General features: G+C 61.7%; 23 protein-coding genes and 1 tRNA gene. 17 read left to right on the forward strand and 7 right to left on the reverse strand.

Annotated elements, in window-relative coordinates; genetic code table 11:
• Window positions 1–5: 5 nt before the first annotated feature.
• Window positions 6–797, reverse strand: coding sequence for a tryptophan synthase subunit alpha (gene trpA, locus E0501_RS19780; RefSeq protein WP_137703143.1), 792 nt, complete (start codon window positions 795–797; stop codon window positions 6–8).
• Between the two features lie 292 nt (window positions 798–1,089).
• On the opposite strand from trpA, the gene ychF reads away from it, so the two are divergent.
• The 5 genes from ychF (at window position 1,090) to E0501_RS19805 (ending at window position 4,084) form a co-directional block, all read left to right on the forward strand.
• Window positions 1,090–2,187: a redox-regulated ATPase YchF gene (gene ychF, locus E0501_RS19785; protein ID WP_137703144.1), complete on the forward strand. Its 1,098-nt coding sequence runs from the start codon at window positions 1,090–1,092 to the stop codon at window positions 2,185–2,187.
• A gap of 248 nt (window positions 2,188–2,435) precedes the next feature.
• Window positions 2,436–2,684, forward strand: coding sequence for a helix-turn-helix domain-containing protein (locus E0501_RS19790; protein WP_137703145.1), 249 nt, complete (start codon window positions 2,436–2,438; stop codon window positions 2,682–2,684).
• Window positions 2,685–2,762: 78 nt separating this feature from the next.
• A tRNA-Ser gene (locus E0501_RS19795) sits at window positions 2,763–2,852 on the forward strand.
• Window positions 2,853–3,201: 349 nt separating this feature from the next.
• The gene (locus E0501_RS19800; RefSeq protein WP_137703146.1) at window positions 3,202–3,438 is read left to right on the forward strand and encodes a hypothetical protein; all 237 of its coding nucleotides are present in this window, start codon (window positions 3,202–3,204) and stop codon (window positions 3,436–3,438) included.
• Window positions 3,439–3,784: 346 nt separating this feature from the next.
• Entirely contained in the window at window positions 3,785–4,084 is a 300-nt protein-coding gene (locus tag E0501_RS19805) for a hypothetical protein (RefSeq protein ID WP_137703147.1), read from the forward strand.
• Window positions 4,085–4,144: 60 nt separating this feature from the next.
• On the opposite strand, the gene E0501_RS19810 is transcribed toward E0501_RS19805, so the two are convergent.
• From E0501_RS19810 to E0501_RS19835, 6 genes are all read right to left on the reverse strand, one after another.
• A complete protein-coding gene (locus E0501_RS19810) occupies window positions 4,145–4,528 on the reverse strand; it encodes a hypothetical protein (protein ID WP_137703148.1) in 384 nt (127 codons plus the stop codon).
• The gene (locus tag E0501_RS19815; protein ID WP_137703149.1) at window positions 4,525–5,850 is read right to left on the reverse strand and encodes a recombinase family protein; all 1,326 of its coding nucleotides are present in this window, start codon (window positions 5,848–5,850) and stop codon (window positions 4,525–4,527) included. Before E0501_RS19815 ends, E0501_RS19810 begins: the two co-directional genes overlap by 4 nt.
• Window positions 5,851–5,852: 2 nt before the next feature.
• Window positions 5,853–6,350 carry a DUF2924 domain-containing protein gene (locus tag E0501_RS19820; RefSeq protein ID WP_137703150.1) on the reverse strand — a complete coding sequence of 166 codons (498 nt, stop codon included), beginning with the start codon at window positions 6,348–6,350 and terminating at the stop codon, window positions 5,853–5,855.
• Window positions 6,334–6,525, reverse strand: a complete 192-nt coding sequence (locus E0501_RS19825) for a hypothetical protein (RefSeq protein ID WP_137703151.1) — start codon at window positions 6,523–6,525, stop codon at window positions 6,334–6,336. The genes E0501_RS19820 and E0501_RS19825 overlap by 17 nt, the downstream gene beginning before the upstream one ends.
• Before the next feature lie 222 nt (window positions 6,526–6,747).
• On the reverse strand, window positions 6,748–7,665 hold the full coding sequence (locus tag E0501_RS19830) for an ImmA/IrrE family metallo-endopeptidase (RefSeq protein ID WP_137703152.1): 918 nt from the start codon (window positions 7,663–7,665) through the stop codon (window positions 6,748–6,750).
• Window positions 7,662–7,982 (reverse strand): helix-turn-helix domain-containing protein, encoded by a 321-nt coding sequence (locus tag E0501_RS19835; protein WP_036175300.1) that lies wholly within the window; start codon window positions 7,980–7,982, stop codon window positions 7,662–7,664. Before E0501_RS19835 ends, E0501_RS19830 begins: the two co-directional genes overlap by 4 nt.
• A gap of 168 nt (window positions 7,983–8,150) precedes the next feature.
• On the opposite strand from E0501_RS19835, the gene E0501_RS19840 reads away from it, so the two are divergent.
• From E0501_RS19840 to E0501_RS19895, 12 genes are all read left to right on the forward strand, one after another.
• Window positions 8,151–9,377 (forward strand): hypothetical protein, encoded by a 1,227-nt coding sequence (locus E0501_RS19840; protein ID WP_137703153.1) that lies wholly within the window; start codon window positions 8,151–8,153, stop codon window positions 9,375–9,377.
• Between the two features lie 28 nt (window positions 9,378–9,405).
• Window positions 9,406–10,299 carry a hypothetical protein gene (locus E0501_RS19845; RefSeq protein ID WP_137703154.1) on the forward strand — a complete coding sequence of 298 codons (894 nt, stop codon included), beginning with the start codon at window positions 9,406–9,408 and terminating at the stop codon, window positions 10,297–10,299.
• A gap of 192 nt (window positions 10,300–10,491) precedes the next feature.
• Window positions 10,492–11,040 (forward strand): hypothetical protein, encoded by a 549-nt coding sequence (locus tag E0501_RS19850; protein ID WP_137703155.1) that lies wholly within the window; start codon window positions 10,492–10,494, stop codon window positions 11,038–11,040.
• Between the two features lie 233 nt (window positions 11,041–11,273).
• A complete protein-coding gene (locus E0501_RS19855; protein ID WP_036175309.1) occupies window positions 11,274–11,483 on the forward strand; it encodes a helix-turn-helix transcriptional regulator in 210 nt (69 codons plus the stop codon).
• 10 nt (window positions 11,484–11,493) lie between these two features.
• On the forward strand, window positions 11,494–11,979 hold the full coding sequence (locus E0501_RS19860) for a hypothetical protein (protein ID WP_137703156.1): 486 nt from the start codon (window positions 11,494–11,496) through the stop codon (window positions 11,977–11,979).
• On the forward strand, window positions 11,979–12,725 hold the full coding sequence (locus E0501_RS19865; protein ID WP_137703157.1) for an ATP-binding protein: 747 nt from the start codon (window positions 11,979–11,981) through the stop codon (window positions 12,723–12,725). Before E0501_RS19860 ends, E0501_RS19865 begins: the two co-directional genes overlap by 1 nt.
• A gap of 18 nt (window positions 12,726–12,743) precedes the next feature.
• Complete coding sequence (locus E0501_RS19870; protein WP_137703158.1) at window positions 12,744–13,241, forward strand: DUF669 domain-containing protein; 498 nt, start codon at window positions 12,744–12,746, stop codon at window positions 13,239–13,241.
• Window positions 13,242–13,305: 64 nt separating this feature from the next.
• Entirely contained in the window at window positions 13,306–13,668 is a 363-nt protein-coding gene (locus tag E0501_RS19875; RefSeq protein ID WP_205123525.1) for a hypothetical protein, read from the forward strand.
• The gene (locus tag E0501_RS19880) at window positions 13,668–14,612 is read left to right on the forward strand and encodes a PDDEXK family nuclease (RefSeq protein ID WP_137703159.1); all 945 of its coding nucleotides are present in this window, start codon (window positions 13,668–13,670) and stop codon (window positions 14,610–14,612) included. Before E0501_RS19875 ends, E0501_RS19880 begins: the two co-directional genes overlap by 1 nt.
• Window positions 14,606–16,345 carry a DEAD/DEAH box helicase gene (locus tag E0501_RS19885; protein ID WP_137703160.1) on the forward strand — a complete coding sequence of 580 codons (1,740 nt, stop codon included), beginning with the start codon at window positions 14,606–14,608 and terminating at the stop codon, window positions 16,343–16,345. The genes E0501_RS19880 and E0501_RS19885 overlap by 7 nt, the downstream gene beginning before the upstream one ends.
• Window positions 16,342–16,566: a DUF6511 domain-containing protein gene (locus E0501_RS19890; protein ID WP_137703161.1), complete on the forward strand. Its 225-nt coding sequence runs from the start codon at window positions 16,342–16,344 to the stop codon at window positions 16,564–16,566. The genes E0501_RS19885 and E0501_RS19890 overlap by 4 nt, the downstream gene beginning before the upstream one ends.
• A complete protein-coding gene (locus E0501_RS19895; protein ID WP_137703162.1) occupies window positions 16,566–18,836 on the forward strand; it encodes a PriCT-2 domain-containing protein in 2,271 nt (756 codons plus the stop codon). The genes E0501_RS19890 and E0501_RS19895 overlap by 1 nt, the downstream gene beginning before the upstream one ends.
• The last annotated feature ends 139 nt before the right edge of the window (window positions 18,837–18,975 follow it).

The following is an 18,975-nucleotide window of genomic DNA, read 5'->3' on the forward strand; positions in this document are numbered from 1 at the left end:
CGCGCTCAGGCCCGGTGCGCCCCGTCCGCCAGCGATTTCACGAAGGCCAGCACATCGGCGGGGGCCTCGCCCTTGCCGATCCGGCTGACAATCGCGCTGCCCACCACCGCGCCATCGGCAACGCTGGCGATGGCCTCAGCCTTTTCGGGCGAGTTGATGCCGAAACCAACCACGATCGGCAGGTCGGTCGCGCGCTTGATCCGCGCCACCTCGGGGGCCACGTCGCCTGCGTCCGCCTCGGCCGCGCCGGTGATGCCGGTGATCGACACGTAGTAAACGAAACCGCTGGTGTTGGTCATCACCTTCGGCAGGCGCCTGTCATCGGTGGTGGGCGTCGCGAGCCGGATGAAGTTCATCCCCGCCTTCTGCGCCGGAATGCACAGCTCGTCATCTTCCTCAGGCGGCAGGTCCACCACGATCAACCCGTCAATTCCTGCCTTCTTCGCATCGTCCAGAAACCGGTCGACGCCGCGGCTGTAGATCGGGTTGTAATACCCCATCAGCACGATCGGGGTTTCGTCGTCGTCCTTGCGGAACTCGGTGGCCAGTTCCAGCGTCTTCTGCAGCGTCATGCCGCCTTCCAGCGCGCGCTGCCCGGCCAGCTGGATCGTCGGGCCGTCAGCCATCGGATCGGTAAAGGGCAGGCCCAGCTCGATCACGTCTACGCCGGCGCCCGGCAGGCCTTTGACGATCTCCAGCGATGTCGCGTAATCCGGATCGCCGGCCATCACGTAGGCGACAAAAGCCTTCTTCCCGTCCGCCTTCAGCTTGGCGAATTTGGCATCGATCCGTGTCATGCTGTCCCTCCCCGGGGGTGAATGTCTGTTCCGGGCGGTTTGCAGAAAATCGGCGGAGAAATCAATTGCCCATTGCGTTGCGCCGGGGCAGGGGAGCGCGCGGTGCGTTAACCCCGGCGGTTAACAAAGCGTTGCGATTTTCCCGGCAGCCGGATGTCAGCTGGGCGGTGCACGCAAGTCACCCCCCTGATTTCCGATCGCGCGCTGGTCTTAACCTTTGTTTCGCAGGGGTTGACCATGGGCCCCTTCGCCCCCTAGATGCGCCCGCAATCTGCGCTGAAAGGACAGTATCATGGGCTTCAAGATGGGCATCGTCGGCCTGCCGAACGTGGGCAAATCCACGCTCTTCAACGCGCTGACGAAAACCGCCGCCGCACAGGCCGCGAACTTCCCCTTCTGCACGATCGAGCCCAATGTAGGCGAGGTCGCCGTTCCCGATGAACGTCTTGATAAACTTGCGAAAATCGCCGGGTCCAAGCAGATCATCCCGACCCGGATGACCTTTGTCGACATCGCCGGCCTGGTCAAGGGCGCCTCCAAAGGCGAGGGGCTCGGCAACCAGTTTCTCGCCAATATCCGCGAGGTCGACGCCATCGCCCACGTGCTGCGCTGTTTCGAGGATGGCGACGTGACCCATGTCGAAGGCCGCGTCGATCCGGTGGCCGATGCCGAAACCATCGAGACCGAACTGATGCTCGCCGACATCGAATCGATCGAGAAGCGCCTGCAGAATATCGTCCGCAAGGTCCGCGGCGGCGACAAGGAGGCCGTGCAGCAGGAACGCCTTATGAAACAGGCGCTTGAGGTCCTCGAAGCGGGCAAGCCCGCCCGCGTTGTCGAGGTCGATGACGAGGATGCGAAGGCCTGGAAAATGCTCCAGCTGCTGACGACGAAGCCGGTACTCTACGTCTGCAACGTGTCCGAGGAAGAGGCCGCCACCGGCAACGCCCATTCCGAGGCCGTGGCCCGCATGGCCGAGGCCGAGGGCAACGCCACCGTCGTGATCTCGGCGCGGATCGAGGAAGAGATCAGCCAGCTCGACGATGACGAGGCCGCCATGTTCCTCGAGGAAATGGGCCTCTCCGAGCCGGGGCTCGACCGCCTGATACGGGCCGGTTACGAGCTGTTAAACCTTGAGACGTATTTTACCGTTGGCCCGAAAGAGGCGCGCGCCTGGACAATCAAACGCGGCACGCTCGCGCCGCAGGCTGCCGGCGTCATTCACGGCGATTTCGAGCGCGGTTTCATCCGCGCCGAAACCATCGCCTATGCCGATTACATCGCCTGCAACGGCGAACAGGGCGCGAAAGAGGCCGGCAAGATGCGCGCCGAAGGCAAGGGATACGAGGTCAAGGACGGCGACGTTCTGCACTTCCTGTTCAACGCGTAGTTCAACGCGTAACCGGGCCCTGGTCGGGCCGGATTTGATTTTCTGCGTTCGGCGCGTTAAGGTGCCGTCATGAAAGTCACAAGATAACTATATGATTTTCAAAGCCTGTTTGCGCAAACGCAAGCGGGTGGTCGGTGGGTGGCCCGCGCGTCAATCACACCAGAACGCGTGGTTCCAACCCGCTGCTTTCCCCCATCTGAAAAGCCCGGCGCTAAACAAGCCGGGATGGATATTGAGGAGCAGAAAAAATGTCTACTGCATTGAAAATGCAAGAAAAAATCGAGACCCCTACCGAAGCGGACGATACCCCGGACCCGCGCGCAGTGCGCGAGAAGGCCGCGCTGGATCAGTCCCAGATGGCCGAGCTGATGGGAATGAGCGATTTCGGTTACAGCGCCTGGGAACGCGGCCACCGCCGCCCTGGCGGTCCGGCCTACCAGCTGCTGCGCCTGATCGACGCCGACCCCGATCGCGTGCTCAAGGTCCTTGCCGCCTGAATTATCCCACCAGGGAGAGCGAATTTTTTAGCGCATTCGCCCTTGTCCCCGCCCGCCCGGATCATTAAACGGGTCGGCGGAGACGTGGCCGAGTGGTCGAAGGCGCTCCCCTGCTAAGGGAGTAGGCGGGAAACCGTCTCGAGGGTTCGAATCCCTTCGTCTCCGCCACTAACACTTCGCGAACCCGAGATGAGGTCCCTAGCGGGGCCTTTTTTCTTTTTGGTTCAAAGGGGTTTAACGAGGCCATGCGACTTTCGGAGACTGGACCTTAGCCCGAAATCGGTCTCCGAACGCCCCGCGTCTCTTTCCATCCGCCCTCCATCCAGATCGGGACGGATTTGAAACTGGACGTCTTTTCAGACGCTTGGCGAGAATAGACTGCGCCGCAGTTGCGGTGATTTTGACCGCTAGGGGTGCAAACAGAGACACCCGAAGGCGGCGTGATTGTGCGGGCTGATGCGAAAGACCGCGAGAAGTCTCTGATGACAACGAGGCTTTCCGCTCATAGCTTGGCGGCATGTCGAATGCGCCCAGGACATATGAAGAAAACGACCCGTTAGTCGCGGGTTTCTTTGCGATGCTGACCGACGATATTGCTGAGCCCCGCTATTGCACAACCGAGCATCGCCGAGTGCTTCTGACCGATCGGCGCGAGGCGGGCGTCGAATTCGAGGGGCGAAGACAGAACGTCGCTGAAGCGAACTTCGGTGGGGAGCCGACCAGCGGGCATCGACGATCGATGATTACCAGATGAACAAGGTATAAAGTCTAGAATGCCGACCTGTGATGTTTGTGGAGAGCCGATTGTTTTCAGGTACGTTGATGGGCGCCCGACGCCGATCCACACCAATGGTGGTTGGTGCCGGGGTTTCCGGGTCTCTCGTACATCGTCGGATAGTTCCCCTTTTCGCTCTCTGCGCTCGTATGTTGTTCCAAACGCGACTTGCCCAGTTTGTGGTGAGACGGTCTTTTTCTATCAGTCGCCCAACGGTGGAAGAGTCTTCTTCGATGACCTTGGCTGGCCGTGGCCAAAACATCCGTGTACCGACAACAAACGTCCGACAGGAAAACCAAGGCGCCCAAAGCGTACGGGCAATATCTTGGCTTTCCGAGCGCGGGATGGAGCTCAACTCGCCCTCTATGATCTAGATGACTTCGAGGACTTGGACGGCCGCTACAAGTTCATCTTTCGTCGCCAGGACTCCAACAAGCGACGGACCGGTATTCTGAAAAAAGCGACGATGAAAAAAGGAGGGCTGAAGCTCGACGATTTCTTCGATGCGCCTTCCTTTGTGGTGGATCTCGACAAAAGCTCGGCTACCGGACTACGCGTTGATTTCATCTGTGCCAGGCTCGGCAAGATTGTCCGGATCAAGATGTCGAAAGACGCAAACAATTGATGGCTGTCGATTTCTAGGCAGAACAGATACGGGCGAACCGACGAACCGAGCTTTTTGGTCTCAATCAAATACTCGCATCGGCTGCTCCTGCCATGTCTTCCCAGCAAGAAAACACAAATCGTAAAGACTGACCGCCGACGCCTCGCGGCCGCAGGTCAGTCGCTTGAGCACCTCTGGCGCGAGGTATGCCAGCCGCAACTGGCGGCTAACATGCCGCTCAGCCAGACCGACGGCATCGGCCAGTTCCTGGATTGTCGCGAACTCACCTGCCTCCATCCAGCGGCGCCAGCTCCATGCGCGGCCGATGGCGCGCAGGATGTGAGGATCCTGTGCCTGATCCGCGCTAGAGGCGTGCTCGGCGGGGGGCAGAATCTTCGGTCTCCCGTTCTTCTTGCGCAGCTTGAGAGGGATCAGGATGCGGATCGTGTCGTCAGGCTTTGTCATTCGGCCGCCTCCATTTCGCGTGGAGCGAACATCTCGCGGATGACCCCGGCGATGCCCTCGCGCCGGATATCGACCTCGAGCCCGGCCGCCGTCACCGTGATGCGTCGAACGAGGAGCTGGACGATCCGGGCTTGCTCGGCCGGAAAGAGTTGTGCCCACAGCGTGTCGAATTCGTGGAGCGCCCCCAAGGCGTCGGCTTCGGAGATATTGGCGGTGGTCGTTTTCAGCGCCGATAGTACCTGCGTGACCACCTCCGGCGTTTGCAGGATCCGGCGGATTTCGGTCACCACCGCCTCTTCGACCATTCCAGCGGAGAGTCGCATCGGAACTGCTTTCTCGCCGGTCTCGCGGTTCCGGATCACGTCCATGGAAACGTAGTACCGATAAAGCTTCGCCCCCTTCTTCGTGCTGGTCGGCGTCATAGCGGCACCATTTTCGCTGAAGATCAGCCCCTTCAGCAGCGCGGGCGTCTGCGCGCGGCTGTTGTTAGCCCGCTTGCGGGGACTCTCCTGCAGGATGGCGTGGGCGCGGTCCCAGAGGGCCTCGTCAATGATGGCATCATGCTCACCGGGATAGGATTTGCCCTTGTGGACGGCTTCACCACGATAAACTCGGTTCTTGAGAAGCCGGTAGAGATAGCCCTTGTCGATCAGCGTCCCTTGCTTGTTGCGGGCTCCCTCGCGGCGGAGTTCCCGCGCCAGCATGGTGGCGGACCCAAGTTCGACGAAGCGCCCGAATATCCGCTGCACCTGTGCCGCCTCGTCCTCGTTCACGATGAGCTTGCGGTCGACAACATCGTACCCGAGGGGGATGTATCCGCCCATCCACATGCCCTTCTTCCGGGAGGCGGCGACCTTGTCGCGGATCCGCTCTGCCGTCACCTCCCGCTCGAACTGCGCGAAACTGAGCAAGATGTTCAGTGTGAGCCGCCCCATCGACGTTGTCGTGTTGAAGGACTGGGTCACCGACACGAAGGTCACGCCGTGCCGATCGAAAAGCTCGACTAGCTTCGAAAAATCCATCAGGGCGCGGCTGAGGCGGTCGATCTTGTAGACCACGATCACATCAACGAGGCCGTCTTCGACATCGGCGATCAGCTGTTTTAACGCCGGGCGGTCCAGCGTGCCACCGGAAAACCCGCCGTCGTCGTAACGCTCGCGCAGGCAGGCCCAGCCCTCGGAGCGCTGACTGGCGATGTAGGCCTCGCAGGCCTCGCGCTGTGCATCGAGGCTGTTGAACTCCATGTCGAGCCCCTCCTCGGTGGACTTGCGGGTGTAGATCGCGCAGCGCAAGCGGCGGTTCGGACGCGTGTTGCTATCCATGGTCAAACCTCCCGCGAACGGGTTTGCAGGCCGAAGAAACGGTAACCGTTCCAGCGCGTACCAGTGATCTCGCGAGCAACGCTGGAGAGCGACTTGTACTTGCGGCCCTCCCAATCGAAGCCGTCTTTCAAAACGGTCACCGTATGCTCGACGCCGTTCCAGTCGCGGATGAGCTGTGTGCCCGGGACGGGATTGCGAGGGTCCGTGATCTGATGCTTGCGGCGCGCAATCCCTTCGACCTCGTCGGCGAGCAGATCGAGCATCCGCCGCGATTCACGATCTGGCCCGCCATAGGTCAGTTCCTGAATGCGATAGGCGAGCCTGCCTTCCAAGAATGCGCGGCTGTTGTTGGGCGCTGAGCTGCCCATCAGGGTTTCCCATTCGGCCTTCAATTCCTTGACGGACAAGGTCTTTAACGCGGCCAGACGCGACAGGACCGTTTGGTCAAGGCTGGCATCCTGGCCCGGCGCGGGCGGTGTTATCTTATTGTGATGCTTCATCAATTCCTCCGATACGGATACGTTTCCTGCGACGACCACCGCTCTTTCGGGGCGGTAAGTCCACGAAACGGTCTCCGGTTTCGGCAGATAAAGAGCTGGACTTCTCGGCCAGAACACGAACCAAGCCGGCAGCGAGGATGTGGCCGATTTCTTTAAGGCGCGCCTCAGGCGACATGCGCTCAGGGCACAGGGGATTGGGCCCGGAAATCGGGCCTGCTGGATCAGGTGACATGGCGACTTTTCGCGATTGAGATGATGCCCGAATGGTATCGCGAAATCAGGAAAACACAAGTAAATCAATAATTTGTGGAAGTTTACGACCTGTGCGAAGAGCCGCGCAAATCTGCGTATGCGCTTTGTCAGTTCATTGGCCGTCCTAACCGGGCCTCATGGCGAATCACCGCCCGGAACCGCCCATGAATTTGTCGAACGCATCGACGGTAGCTTCTTCCTCGAGCTCGGCCATCTCCCAACGCGAGGGCGCCTGGTCGGGATAGAGGAGCAATGAGATCGACATCTCGTTGCCCGGGGAGAACACCGTCATCTCGCGGACCGGTTCGTTGCCCAGCCAGACCCCGGCCGGATGCTCAACGCCGTGGCGACCTGTGTCCCAATCGACTTCCTGCGCCGCCAATGACGCTGCGGGCAATTCCGTCACGATTTGGCGTGCCCGGTAGAAGATCCCGGATTTCAACAGCGGTTCGCTGGACCAGGCCCAGTCGATGAAGCCTTCCTTGCCAACCACGATCATCGCGCGCTTGTCGGTGACCGTCATCCATTTCAGGATCGCGGCTGTGAGCGATACGGCATATCGATCTGCGAGTTCGGTCATCACGTCGATGTCGACGATCCGTCCTTTGATCTGTTCGCGGAAGTCGTCCAGCGGCATTAGCAGGTAGGAGGCGAATGTGTTTGCCTCCGCCTCGATCTTGTCCCGAGCCTCATCCCAATCAGCCATGTTGCGGTTGGTGCATTGCAGTCCCTGTGGATGCAGCTGCCGGTGAAGTAGGTAATGGCCCAGCTCATGGGCCAGCGTGAAGTTGCGCCGCCCCGGCGAGCGGACCGTCTCGTTGTAGATGATGCCCCACTCTCCGGAACCGTCAGGATTGGGCATCAGCATGCCTTCGATGTCCTTGGACAGGTCCAGTCCGCCGACCATTGTGATCGGCGCGTCCGGAAAGACCTGACGCGAGAAATCCTGCGCGAGCCCCGCCACATCGATGGGGAACCGAGGCAGGCCATGGGCTGCTTGGTGCAGCGACAGGATCTGCGTCAGGCGGATCGCCCAACCCTGTGGTGTCGTGGGCAGGCTCAATCCTTCTTTCCCCACATATCGATCATCTGGTTGATTTTCTGTTGGTCTTCGGGATCGAGCTTGCTGAACTTGCGGAAGAACGCCTCCTTCAGAACCTCGTCACCGGGCTCCTCGCTGTCATCGAGCAGATAGTCGGTCGTGACCTCCAGTGCTTGGGCAATGCGGGTCAGCTTTTCGCCGGAAGGTTTTCGTGTGTCGCGGTTCTCGAGCTCCCAAAGATAGCTTTTGCTGGAGTCGGTCAGCGCCGCGAGCTTGTCGAGGGAGTATCCCTTCTCCTTGCGGTGGCGCTTAATCTTGGCGCCGAGGGACGTGGTCATCGTATCATCCTTGGTTTCCTTGGTTGGAGGACGCTTGTTCGATATGCCGAACAAAATTGTGCCGCGCAAGTAGACCTGACGGTTTGTTCGGTATATATCGAACATGATCGTATCGCATTTTCGCGATTCTGTCGTCCTCCTCCCTCCCAGGCTTAGAAAGGCCACGTCATGACAGCGATTGCTTCCTTCCTCCGCAAAACCCCGATTCCCCGGCTGCAGGACTACTTTACCGCAGGCGGCTTCACCTCCCTTCCTCCGGTCGACTGGACCAAACCCGAGCCGGAGGTTGTCGAGCCCTTGATCAAGGCAGTCGACGACATGGACGAGGCTGAAAAGCAGCGCGTCATCCTTGACGCTGGGCGCGTTGCGGCCCTCGCAGATGAGCCCGGACAGAATGCCTTGCAGAATGTCGTGCTGGATCGCGCGACGTTCGACACGCTCGAGGGCCCCAACAATCGGTCACTCTGGGTGTTCTTGAACGAGGCAGACCGGTTCCGGCTGGCCGAAGAGGTCCGCTATAACGACGAGCGCCGGCGTGGGCGGTCCTGGAGCGGCTTCGGTGTCGATGAAGGTCTGAACGTAAAGAAAGACCCGATCTCGATTGCTGCCTTCACTGCCGCGATCCGTGAGCGGTTTGAGACGCCCAACGTGCATGTCGACATCTTTGACCGTCACCGGGTGATCCTCGACGGTTTGGAATGCGAACTCGTTCAGGTGGCCGTCTACCGTGAAGGCCGTCCCGAGGACATGCTGGGTTTCGATGCCAACAGCACCTTGTCCCGCCGCATCGTCAAGCCGGTATTCGAGGCTGCGCTGACCTATGAAGCAGCGACCGGCGTGATCGAGGTCGTGGCCAAGACCCGCGAGGATCGCATGGATCTGACGCGTTTTATGGCGCGGGATCTGCTCGGCATTACCATTGACGAGAAGCAACAGCTGCCGCTGCGGGAATACGATCTCAGCATGCTTCTTCAGCCGTTCGATTTTCCGACCGATCCGGCGGACGGGATCGCGGGCGTTACCGTCAAGGAATTGCGTTTGATGGATCTCGGCGATGCAAAGGAACGCATCACGCTGGAATCCATGTCGGGCGCGGACCGGACGATCTGGCAGATGGCCGAGCATCGCATTGGTCTGGACATCGGCGGAGGGTCCTTCGCCCACGGGGTTACCGGTGAGGTGCCGGAGTGGGTGATCACCCGGGCGCGTTTCACGATCAAGTTCCACCCCGGTCCATCCGGCGGGCGCGGCAAGTCTCTGTCTCTGACCGTGACCATGCCGCATGGCTGCAACCTGAAGGACATGACGCCGCAAGAGCGCCTGATCGGCGAGAAGTACCTGCGGCTCTGGGGCATCCTGAAAGATGACAACGACGAAGGCGACGTCCTTGAGTAGGCGTGCGATCGACCTTCTGCTGCGGGCCATGGAAGCCCGCAGCCCGTCGCTTCAGGTATCGGCGCTGGACCAGGTCTCGCGCGCTGCGACAGACGCATTGTTGAAGGCCAACCTGCTGGTTCCGAGCGGGCATGTCCCGGTCGTTGCGGGTATGGACGACTACGAAGATGAGCCGTTTGAGGCGACGTGGTCGGCCAAACTGCAATCGTACGGCTATCACGACAGCACTGGCCGCTGGATCACTGTGACCGATCAGGACATCGCGGCGTGTAGGATCGATTATGGTCTGGCCCTCGCCAAGATGCTGGTGGCGTTCGAGCGTGCCGGGCCCTCCCGTCCGACACCCTTGATCGCCGATCTCATCTTTGATGCGGGAACCATCAAGCTTGCCGGAGCGAAAGCCCCGGTGCCCTTCTGGTTCGCCCGACGGCTCAACGACCCGGGGGTCTGGGCGCAGCTTGAGGCGCGGATCGCACGCAAGCCGCCACAGGAAATCCGCATCATTCTGACCTCGACGCCCGGTGAGCGAATCCCAGAGACCTCCCAGAAGCGAAATCACATTATCAATGTTGCGGATGTTGCGAGTGATCCGGCCAAGCTCGCGATCTCACCGCAGATTCTCGGGGCGCGGGTGTTCCCCGGGCAGGCGCAGCGACGGTTCCCGATAGATCATTCGGATGACTGCGGGCTCGTTTGGCATGGTGACAAGACCCTCAGCTTCGGTGGCGACAAACAGCGGCTGCTTCTACAGATCTTGTTTGCCGCCTACTGGTCCGGTTCACCGGTTCTTCGGGTTGCAGCGGTGCTGGAAGAGGCAGGATATGGTGGCCAGGTCAACTCGCTCAAGAAAGCCTTTGGCCGACGTGATGATTGGCAAACCTTCATCAGATTTGACGATGGCAACTGCTGGATTGAGCCGTGATTGATGTTTCGCCCGAATTTGGCAGGCCTCACACTTGAAACGAGAACGTGACGCCTCTACTTTTGACGTGACGGTCGGGTTGAAGAGCCCGGAGTCATGCGTGAATGCCGGAAGGCTGCAGCGCGGCAGGGGAACCTGCAAAGAGCGATGGCGCAAGCCGTCTGAAAAAGTTCTAAATGAAAGGAAAAGCTCATGCCTCAGCATGATACTCCGAAGTATTCTCCCCACCTCCACTGCATCTATGATGAACCTACTCCGACCGGTCACATCGGTCGCGGCACGCACTATTCCGTAGTCCAAGCGTTGTCTTGGCGATCGGAAAAAGGCGAATTGCGTCAGCAGGCTTCTGTCCAAAACGTCGCGATCATCTGGGATGAAGACCATGATGAGCGGATCATTCCATGCGTGGAAGCGCTGCTCATGGCTGGCCTTCTGCACGCAGTATCCATGATCGGCGAGCGGAAGGGCGGCGTGACCGTCGTGTTCAACTCGATGTCTGCTGCCCGTCTGAGCGATAACCAGAAGCGCGCCTACCGGGAAGAGGTTACCCGGGTCATCAACGAGGTGGTCGACGCCGAGCATGGGGACTCTTGGGCCATCACCTTTGGCGAGATGACCGATGTCCCGTCTTTGGCGAAGGACGGATATGAGATATTCCATCAGTATCTGATCCAAGACGATGTGCATAAGGTTGAAACCTATATCCGCAACATCAACTACCTTTGGGATATCGACGCGTAGCCTGTCGGTTACTGCTGGCACGCATCCAAGAAGATCTTGGCCCCAAGCCGTTTTAGGTTACGCCGCGCCTGCATGATTTTTGAAAAAGGCCGTCCTTGGGGCGGCCTTTTTTGATTTCGGCGCGGAGATCTTTTCGAACTTCCAGTTTGCCTCCCGGCTGCCTCCCCGGTGCCTCCCACCCCCTCCGCGATGTTGGTTCCGCAACTGTTCGCACAATCCCCAAGGAGGTTCACATGGCGACAAGGCACCTTTCCCAGATCGAGCTGGCAGCTCGCTGGAACATCTCGCACCGGACGCTGGAGCGTTGGCGGTGGACGGGCGAAGGCCCGAAATTCATCAAGCTCGGAGGCCGCGTGATTTACCGCCTCGAAGATGTCGAGGCATTCGAGGCCGAGCAGATCCGTGGCGCAGACGGCGAACCCCATCGCCCGATGTCAGCGTAAGGGGGCTGCAATGACGATCCCTAACCACATCACACTCGCGGATCTTCCCGCCATGCCCGTCGGCGAGATCGCTGCGCTTTCCGCAGATCAACTGGCGCTGCTGCAAGAGGCGGCACAGCAAGACCTCCAGCGGGCCAAGACGGTGTCCGACTGGCTCGAAGGCGCGATCGCCTTGAAATATGCCGACCGCGCCCATGACAGCCGCCAGGAGGCGGGCAAGGACACCGGCACGATCCGGTTCGAGGATGACGGCGTCACCGTGATCGCTGATCTGCCAAAACGCATCGATTGGGATCAGCGCGCGCTGGCAGAACTGGCCGAAACCATCGCCGCATCGGGCGAAAACCCTGCCGAGTTCATTGAGACCACGCTGAAGGTGTCGGAACGCAAATACGCCGCGCTCCCGGAGAGCTGGCGCAAGGGCTTCGAGCCCGCGCGCACGGTCCGCACCGGCAATCCCAAGTTCCGCCTCGTGCTGAACGAGGAGGTGCGCTGATGGCCATTTCGCTCGCTTCCCTGAGCACAGCTTCGGTGCTTCAGCCGCCACGCATCCTGATCCACGGTGTGGCCGGAGTCGGCAAATCAACCTTCGCGGCCGATGCCCACCGGCCCGTCTTCCTCATGACCGAGGATGGCCTGGGCAAGCTGCAGGTCCCGCATTTCCCGCTCGCGACCAGCTATGCGGAGGTGTCCGAGGCCCTCGATGCGCTCTCGAACGAGGACCACGATTTCGGCACAATCGTCGTCGACAGCGTCGACTGGCTGGAGCCGCTGATCTGGGCCGAGGCCTGCAAACGCAACGGCTGGGCCTCGATCGAGACGCCGGGCTTTGGCAAGGGCTATGCCGAGGCGCTGACCATCTGGCGTGAATATCTCGACAAGCTCAACGCGCTGCGCGACCGCAAAGGCATGGTGGTCATCCAGATCGCCCATACCGACATCAAGCGCTTCGACAGCCCCGAGCACGAGCCCTACGACCGCTATGTGATCAAGCTGCAGACCCGCGCCTCGGCGCTGCTGCAGGAGCATTCGGACGTGGTGCTATTCGCCAACTATCAGATCTCGGTCGCGAAATCCGATGTCGGCTTCAACAAGAAGGTGACCCGGGCGCTCGGGTCCGGTGCGCGCGTCATGCACACCGAAGAGCGCCCCGCCTTCCTCGCCAAGAACCGTTACGGCCTGCCGGACACCCTGCCGCTTTCGTGGCCGGAGTTCCTCGGCGCGATGCCGCAGCCTGAATAATCAAGAAAGGACAATACCATGGCACGTTTCGATACGTCCTTTGACGCGACCGGCGTCGAACCCACCACCGCCTACGAGGTCCTTCCCGCAGGCAAGTACCGCGCCCAGATCGTCGAAAGCGAGATGCGCGTGACCCGCAATGGGATGGGCCAATTCCTGTGGTTGATGCTCGATATCCTGGAGGGTGAACACAAGGGTCGGAAGATCTTTGACCAGCTGAACCTGGTAAACCCGAACCCGACCACGGTGGAAATCGCGCAGCGGACGCTTTCGGCGATCTGTCACGCCACCGGCAAGATGCAGGTCAGTGACAGCGAGGAGCTGCATCTCATCCCGATGACCATTCAGGTGACGGTCAAACCGCCCAAGAACGGCTACGGCGAGAGCAACGGCATTCGCTACCTGCTGCCCGAGCCCGGAGCGGCAGCCCAGCAAGCTGCGACACCGCCCAATGGCGGGAGCGCCTCCACGCCCCCTGCGAAAATGGCCTCCGCGCCCTGGAACAAGAAGGGCTGAGCCTTCGCGCTGCCCTGCGCCCTGACTGACGGGGCAGCGCGCAACCCCATCTGAGGATACTCCCATGACTGACATGACCAACGCAGCCCTTGCGGCTGTGAACAGCCCCAATTTGCCTGATGATCAGCGCCGGCTGATCGAGCTCGACGATGCCATCGCCAAGATCCGCACGCAGATCGCAACGGCCGACCTCGCGCGGCAGCGGGGCCAGAAGCCCATCGATCCGGACTGGTTCCACCGGGCCCGCACGGCCCTGCGCCACTTGTGCCGCGAGCGCGCGGAACTGCTCGCTCAGGGCACCGGCCGCCGTCGCCGCGAAAAACTCAAGGACGCGCTGATCGGCGTCCTGCGCGAACGCCATGACCGCGAGACCTGGGATGGCATTCTGGCCGAGGCCCAGGCCCGTAGCGAACGGGAGGGACTGTGATGGCAGAACTTCCCGAAGCCCCCACGCCGACGCTGACGGCGATCTATGCCGACTATGAGGTGCGCCAGGGTGATGGTTTCCGCGACCACCTCGGGGCGTCGATCATCGGCAAATCCTGCGCCCGCGCGCTTTGGTACGATTTCCGCTGGATCACGCCCGCGCGCCATTCCGGCCGCCTGCTGCGCCTCTTTGAAACGGGCCAGCTGGAAGAGGACCGGCTCGTGCGCAACCTGCGTGCCACCGGGGCGACCGTGCTTGAGGTCGATCCCGAGACCGGCCGCCAGTTCCGGGTCGAGGCCCATGGCGGGCATTTCGGCGGATCGCTCGACGGCGTGGCCCTTGGGCTCCTGGAGGCGCCCAAGACCTGGCATGTGCTTGAATTCAAGACCCACTCGGTCAAGAGCTTCAACGAGTTTACTGCCAAGGGCGTCGTTCTGGCGAAGCCTCAGCACGCCGCGCAGATGCAGATCTACATGCACCTGACGGGCATCACGCGCGCCCTCTACGTCGCGGTCTGCAAGGACACCGACGCGCTGCACATCGAACGCATCAAGGCTGACAGCGCCATAGCCGAACGCCTGCTGGAAAAGGCTGGGCGCATCATCTTCGCCCAGCATCCGCCTGCGCGGATCAGCGAGGACCCGGCCTGGTTCGAATGCCGGTTCTGCGATCACCATGCGGCCTGCCATGAAGGCGGTGGCGTTGCGGTGACCTGCCGGTCCTGCCTGCATACGACGCCGGTCGACGGCGGTTGGCACTGCGCGCGGCACGACCGGATGCTGGCTCCGGCGGAGCAACGCGCGGCCTGCGGACGCCATCTCTTCATCCCCGATCTCATCCCGGGAGAGGTCATCGATGCGGGCGACGATCTCGTCACCTACCGCGTGGCTGATGGCTCGACCTGGACCAATGACGCCCGTTCCCCGGAGGCCGCGCCATGCTGACCCTGCGACCGTATCAAGAAGCCGCGATCACCTCGATCTACGGCTATTTCCAGACCCACACCGGCAATCCGCTGGTCGTCATCCCGACCGCGGGCGGCAAGTCGCTGGTCATGGCGGCCTTCATCGAGGGCGTGCTGAAGGCCTGGCTCGATCAGCGCATACTGATCGTGACCCATGTGCGCGAGTTGATCGCCCAGAACCACGCCGAGATGATCGGCCTCTGGCCCGATGCCCCGGCGGGCATCTATTCGGCGGGCCTCGGCAAGCGCGAAGCTCAGGCGCGGATCCTCTTCGCCGGCATCCAGTCGATCCACCGCCGCGCGGCCGAGATCGGCCACACCGATCTTGTGCTGATCGACGAGGCACATCTGATCCCGGGCAAATCGAGCACGATGTATCGGCGCTTTCTCGACGCGCTGAAGGCGATCAACCCAGCGCTCAAGGTGATCGGGCTGACCGCCACGCCGTTCCGGCTCGACTGCGGGATGCTGCACGAGGGGCAGAACGCGCTCTTCACCGACATCGCCTACGAGGCCCCGGTCCGCGAACTGATCGACGCAGGCTACCTGAGCCCTCTGGTCTCGAAACAGCCTGCAACCCGGCTCGACGTCTCGAAGGTGGGCACCCGCGCGGGCGATTTCATTGCGCGTGATCTGGCGGCGGCGGTCGACCAGGACGCCATAACTCGGGCGGCCGTCACCGAGATCATCGAGCATGGCCGTGACCGGAAATCCTGGCTGGCCTTCTGCTCGGGCGTTGAGCATGCGCGTCATGTGGCGGAGGAATTCGGCCGCCAGGGCATCAGCTGCCGCACGATCTTCGGCGACACGCCGAAGGACGAGCGCGATGCGATCCTTGCCGCCTTCAAGCGGGGAGAAATCCGGGCGCTGGCCTCGATGGGCGTGCTAACCACCGGCTTCAACGCGCCCGGCGTCGACCTGATTGCGCTCCTGCGTCCCACGCAATCAGCCGGGCTCTATGTGCAGATGGTCGGGCGCGGCACCCGTCTCGCGCCCGGCAAAGAGAATTGCCTGGTGCTGGACTTCGCGGGCAATGTCCGTCGCCACGGACCGATCGACCTGGTGCGACCCAAACGCCCCGGTGATGGCGGCGGGGGCGAGGCGCCGACCAAGGTCTGCCCGGACTGCGATAGCATCGTCGCACTCTCGGCGGCGGAATGCCCGGATTGCGGTTATGTGTTCCCGCCGCGTGAGGTGAAGATCGCGCCGACCGCAGCCACTTTGCCCGTCCTGTCGCCCAAGGCACCGCAATGGGTCGCCGTGAGCAACGTGTCCTACAGCCGCCATGACAAGCGGGGCGGTCGGCCTTCGCTGAAAGTGACCTATAGCTGCGGGCTCACGACCTATCAGGAGTGGATCTGCTTCGAGCATCAGGGCTACGCGCGGCGAAAGGCAGAAGACTGGTGGCGCAAGCGTGCGCCCGGTCAGCCCGTACCGCGCAGTGTGAACGAGGTCCTGGCGCTGTCCCGCAGCCTATCCCGTCCCAGCCATATCTCGGTCCGTCCGTCGGGCCGCTATTTCGAGATCACCGGTTACAGGTTTGACCCATGCACGCATTCCACAACGGCCTCTGCGCCGTCTGCCACCGGCAACCTCGCGGGTTTGGCTGGTTCGAGCCAGTCTTCCCCGTCTCGGACCCGCGGCGAGATCAAAGCCGCAAGTCCCTCTGCAGCCGGACGTGCCAGGACATCTGCCATGGGAGGAAGGGCATGATCGACCCCACACCCAACGAGACCGAGGCAATGACCGTCGGCGGTCAGGAAGGCGGAGCTTTTCTGGAGAGCATCGGCAAATCCGATCTTGCGACCTTGAGCGCGACCGAATGGGATCAGTTCATTAATGTCGTGGTCACTGGGTATTGCGATCACCTGCGCGAGCTTGCCGCGCGGGATCGCACCCGGCTCGACGGTATGGTGCAGGAGGTGCCGTTCTGATGCAGAACTCCTCCCACATGGCGCGCTACGGTGCGCGGCTTGTCACCAATGGCTACGCCATCCTGCCCATTGCGCCGGGGACCAAGAAGCCCGGCCGTTTCCAACGTGGCGCTTGGGTGGATTATCCGGAGTGGAACCGCCATGCCGCGCGCCCCACGACTGAGGTCGAAGTCGCGACATGGTCCGCCTGGCCTGATTGCGGTGTCGGGCTGGTTGGTGGCGCGGTTGCCGCCATCGACATCGACATTGCCGAAGATGCTGAGCTCGCTTTGAAGATCGAGAAGTTGGCGCGTGATCGCCTCGGCGACACACCGGCGCTACGCATCGGGCGCGCCCCCAAGCGTTTGCTGGTCTATCGTGCGGCAGAGCCGTTTCGCGGCATCAAACGCCATCCGCTAGAGGTGCTCTGCCTCGGACAACAGTTTCTGGCCTATGCCACTCATCCCGACACGGGCGCACCCTATGCTTGGCCCGAGGAAGGTCTGGCCGACCTCGATATCTCCGAGCTCCCGGCTATCACGGCCGATGCGGCGGCGGCCTTTCTTGAGGTAGCTCAGGCAATGCTGCCAGAAGCGGTTCGTCAGCGCGGGTTCATCGTGAAGCCCTCAGCGCACCCACATCTTACCGGGCACAGCCAGACAGGCACGATGCCGGCCATTCAAGCGGCTCTCGAGTGGCTGCCAAATGCCGAGCTTGATTACGACAGTTGGATGCGGATCGGCATGGCGCTCAAAGGCGCGCTTGGCGATGAGGGCAAGGATGTTTTCGCGCAATGGTCGGCACAGGCTGCAAAGGACGTACCGGGGACTACGCTCAAGGCCTGGGCAAGCTTCAAACCGGACCGGATCGGCGCGGGGTCGATCTACCATCTCGCCTTGGAGCGCGGCTGGAAACCAGACGCCTCGCTGCGCCTCGATGGATCTATGGACTGCGCGGAAGCCCACCCCGCCGCAGGATTGTTGTCACAGTTGGGCGGCACATCGAAACCCAGCAAGGAAACGGACGATCACACCGCCTACACGCTGCACATGCCGGACGGGCTGGTCGGGGATCTGACCGCCTACATGCTGTCGACCGCGCGACGGCCGCAGCCTCTTCTGTCACTCGGCGCAAGTCTCTGTGCCATCGGCGCGCTCATGGGACGGAACTACCGGACCGAGAGCAATCTGCGTTCAAACCTCTACATCGTCGGCATCGCCGATAGCGGGTCAGGCAAGAACCACGCGCGGGAAATCATCAACGAGGTGTTCTTTGAAGCCGGGCTCGCCCATCACCTCGGCGGCAACAAGATTGCCTCGGGGGCAGGCCTCCTGACAGCGCTGCATCGCCAGCCCGCGATCCTGTTTCAGATCGATGAGTTCGGCATGTTCCTGTCGGCCGCCGCCGACCGCAAGCGAAGCCCGCGCCACATCACTGAGATCCTCGACAACATGACCGAGCTCTACACAGCGGCCGGCGGGGTATTCCTGGGGGCCGAATACGCCAACCGAGACGGCTCGAATGAACGGCGCGACATCAATCAGCCCTGTCTCTGTGTCTATGGCACAACCACGCCCCTGCATTTCTGGGGCGCGCTGCAGGGCGCGAATGTCGTGGATGGATCGCTCGCACGGTTTCTCATCCTGCCCAGCGACGACGATTACCCCGACGAAAACCTCGCAGCCGGTATTCGGCAGGCACCTCCCGGACTGATCCACGGGCTCAAGGCCTTGGCGGCCGGGGGCGGTCTGCAAAGCGGTAATCTCACCGGAATGACCGCGGGCCAGACAACAGCGGTGACCCCCATCACGGTGCCGATGTCAGACGAGGCCAAAGCCCGTTTCAAGGAGTTGAGTGGCACGCTGACAGAGGAATTGCGAGCGGCCCGCGGCACGGCGTTCACCGCGATCCTTGCCCGGATCGGTGAGAACTCCCTCAAGCTGGCGCTTATCGTGGCCGTCGGTCGCGACCCGGCGCGACCCATAATCGATCTCAGCGCGGCGGAATGGGCCATCGGTTTCGTGCGGCATTTCGCGGCCAGAACCATGGAAGCCATTGAGCGGCACGTGGCCGATACCGAAACGGAGGCTCACCTGAAGCGGCTGAAAGAGATCATTCGCGCGGCCGGTGCCAAGGGCATCACCAAATCCGAGATCACCCGGTCCTCCCAATGGCTGAAGGCGCGGGATCGTGACGAGATCCTGCTGACTCTGATCGAAAGCGGCGACATCACCACCGGCATGCGGGACACCGGGGGGCGCCGGGCCATGGTGTACCGGCTCTCTGGCTAGCTTCTTTCAAACGCGGGATTTCTTCAATTGAAGGAAGTTCAGGGGCAAGCATCTGAAAACATGAACGGTTTTGCCTTCCTTCACTTCTTTCAATCTTTCAAGAGGAGCCTTGTATGTATGTGTTCTTGCGCGCGGCTGG

Source organism: Marimonas lutisalis (genome assembly GCF_005434965.1).
GTDB lineage: Bacteria > Pseudomonadota > Alphaproteobacteria > Rhodobacterales > Rhodobacteraceae > Marimonas_A > Marimonas_A lutisalis.

What these genes read in the sequence shown, in the direction of transcription:
- ychF (WP_137703144.1), top strand. Translation starts at nt 1,090, where the DNA reads ATGGGCTTCAAGATGGGCATCGTCGGCCTGCCGAACGTGGGCAAATCC.
- E0501_RS19880 (WP_137703159.1), top strand. Translation starts at nt 13,668, where the DNA reads ATGGCAGAACTTCCCGAAGCCCCCACGCCGACGCTGACGGCGATCTAT.
- E0501_RS19800 (WP_137703146.1), top strand. Translation starts at nt 3,202, where the DNA reads ATGTCGAATGCGCCCAGGACATATGAAGAAAACGACCCGTTAGTCGCG.
- E0501_RS19840 (WP_137703153.1), top strand. Translation starts at nt 8,151, where the DNA reads ATGACAGCGATTGCTTCCTTCCTCCGCAAAACCCCGATTCCCCGGCTG.
- E0501_RS19845 (WP_137703154.1), top strand. Translation starts at nt 9,406, where the DNA reads ATGGAAGCCCGCAGCCCGTCGCTTCAGGTATCGGCGCTGGACCAGGTC.
- E0501_RS19860 (WP_137703156.1), top strand. Translation starts at nt 11,494, where the DNA reads ATGACGATCCCTAACCACATCACACTCGCGGATCTTCCCGCCATGCCC.
- E0501_RS19825 (WP_137703151.1), bottom strand. Translation starts at nt 6,525, where the DNA reads ATGTCGCCTGAGGCGCGCCTTAAAGAAATCGGCCACATCCTCGCTGCC.
- E0501_RS19875 (WP_205123525.1), top strand. Translation starts at nt 13,306, where the DNA reads ATGACTGACATGACCAACGCAGCCCTTGCGGCTGTGAACAGCCCCAAT.
- E0501_RS19870 (WP_137703158.1), top strand. Translation starts at nt 12,744, where the DNA reads ATGGCACGTTTCGATACGTCCTTTGACGCGACCGGCGTCGAACCCACC.
- trpA (WP_137703143.1), bottom strand. Translation starts at nt 797, where the DNA reads ATGACACGGATCGATGCCAAATTCGCCAAGCTGAAGGCGGACGGGAAG.
- E0501_RS19820 (WP_137703150.1), bottom strand. Translation starts at nt 6,350, where the DNA reads ATGAAGCATCACAATAAGATAACACCGCCCGCGCCGGGCCAGGATGCC.
- E0501_RS19890 (WP_137703161.1), top strand. Translation starts at nt 16,342, where the DNA reads ATGATCGACCCCACACCCAACGAGACCGAGGCAATGACCGTCGGCGGT.
- E0501_RS19850 (WP_137703155.1), top strand. Translation starts at nt 10,492, where the DNA reads ATGCCTCAGCATGATACTCCGAAGTATTCTCCCCACCTCCACTGCATC.
- E0501_RS19810 (WP_137703148.1), bottom strand. Translation starts at nt 4,528, where the DNA reads ATGACAAAGCCTGACGACACGATCCGCATCCTGATCCCTCTCAAGCTG.
- E0501_RS19885 (WP_137703160.1), top strand. Translation starts at nt 14,606, where the DNA reads ATGCTGACCCTGCGACCGTATCAAGAAGCCGCGATCACCTCGATCTAC.
- E0501_RS19865 (WP_137703157.1), top strand. Translation starts at nt 11,979, where the DNA reads ATGGCCATTTCGCTCGCTTCCCTGAGCACAGCTTCGGTGCTTCAGCCG.
- E0501_RS19835 (WP_036175300.1), bottom strand. Translation starts at nt 7,982, where the DNA reads ATGACCACGTCCCTCGGCGCCAAGATTAAGCGCCACCGCAAGGAGAAG.
- E0501_RS19855 (WP_036175309.1), top strand. Translation starts at nt 11,274, where the DNA reads ATGGCGACAAGGCACCTTTCCCAGATCGAGCTGGCAGCTCGCTGGAAC.
- E0501_RS19790 (WP_137703145.1), top strand. Translation starts at nt 2,436, where the DNA reads ATGTCTACTGCATTGAAAATGCAAGAAAAAATCGAGACCCCTACCGAA.
- E0501_RS19815 (WP_137703149.1), bottom strand. Translation starts at nt 5,850, where the DNA reads ATGGATAGCAACACGCGTCCGAACCGCCGCTTGCGCTGCGCGATCTAC.
- E0501_RS19895 (WP_137703162.1), top strand. Translation starts at nt 16,566, where the DNA reads ATGCAGAACTCCTCCCACATGGCGCGCTACGGTGCGCGGCTTGTCACC.